This window comes from Streptomyces sp. S.PB5, assembly GCF_030403745.1.
GTDB lineage: Bacteria > Actinomycetota > Actinomycetes > Streptomycetales > Streptomycetaceae > Streptomyces.
This window is the reverse complement of sequence record NZ_JAQMWP010000063.1, coordinates 1-1,186: the sequence shown is the minus strand read 5'-3', so window position 1 is coordinate 1,186 and position 1,186 is coordinate 1. Positions and strand designations below refer to the sequence as shown.

2 protein-coding genes are annotated in these 1,186 nt (G+C 66.0%); one reads left to right on the top strand and one right to left on the bottom strand.

Translation table 11 applies throughout. The annotated features are described in order from the left end of the window. Positions 1-69: 69 nt before the first annotated feature. A complete protein-coding gene (locus PH203_RS49570; RefSeq protein WP_289929538.1) occupies positions 70-840 on the bottom strand; it encodes a transposase in 771 nt (256 codons plus the stop codon). Positions 841-909: 69 nt separating this feature from the next. On the opposite strand from PH203_RS49570, the gene PH203_RS49565 reads away from it, so the two are divergent. Next, positions 910-1,116, top strand: a complete 207-nt coding sequence (locus PH203_RS49565; RefSeq protein WP_289929536.1) for a hypothetical protein — start codon at positions 910-912, stop codon at positions 1,114-1,116. The last annotated feature ends 70 nt before the right edge of the window (positions 1,117-1,186 follow it).

Genomic DNA, 1,186 nt, shown 5'->3' with positions numbered 1-1,186 from the left:
CTAAGGGCCGTCCCGTAAATGATCTTCGGGTCGCCTCGGGCACGGTTGGTCGTTGCGCGGCCCGTTGAACTATCCGGTGAGGGCGAGGTTGTGCATCCGGGCGATGCCGAGCATCGCGTGGTGGACGCCGTCGCCTTTGAGGCGGCAGTCGCGGAGGATCTTCCAGGCCTTCATGCGGGCGAAGACGTGTTCGACGCGGGCGCGAACCCGCTTGTGGGACTTGTTGTGTTCCTCTTTCCAGTCCGGGAGCTCGGTCTGGCCACGTTCACGACGGTGCGGGATAACCAGTCCGGTGCCTGGGTAGCCGCCGTCGGCGATCGTAAGTGTCTTGCCGACGGCGGCCTTGGCGCCTGACTCCTCCCATGCCTTGCAGTCGTTGCGGTTCCCGGCGAGCGGCCGGCCGACCACGACGATCAGGCAGGTGTCGGCGTCGATGACGACCTGGTGGTTGGTGGAGTACCGGTAGTTCTTCGACTGCTCCGCGATGGTGTGGTCCCGGGTCGGGACCAGGGTGCCGTCCACGATGAGCACCGTGTCCCTGGCGAACCGCTTGCGGGGCTGGAGAGCGAGCATCGGCCCGAGGTGGTCGATGATCCTGTCCGCAGCCGACTTCGACACCCCGAACAGCGGGGCAAGCTGCCGCATCGTGAGGTTGGTGCGCCAGTAGGCGGCGACCAGCAGCGTCCGGTCTTCCAGCGGAAGGCTCCACGGCCGGCCCCTGCGGACCGCGTCCGCACCTGCGCGACGCAATACCGTCACCAGCTTCCCGAACTGCCGCGGGCTCAGCCCGGAGAACGGGGCTATCCAGGACGGTTCCGACGCCGTGATCACACCAGCCACGTCAAGATCATCTCAGTCGCCCTATCATCCGATCCACAGAGATGGAGCACCGCTGAGGGGGCGATCGTGATGACCGCAGCACGCACGACGGCAGTCGTGCTGGCCACTTGGGCCACGCTGATCTTGCTCCTGCTTGCGCCGTCTCCCCTGCCAGAGCATTGGCGCTACTACATCTACTCTCCAGCGAGCGTGGGCCTCTGGCTGCTGGCCATGCTCGTCGCCCCTGTCGTGGTCTGCATCGTGAAATGGCCATGGATCAAGTCGGGCGGCAGATGAACCTCGGCCTGGCTCCGAGCGGGCCGACTCCCCCTTAGCGCCTGATCATCAATTGCGGGACGGGCCTTAG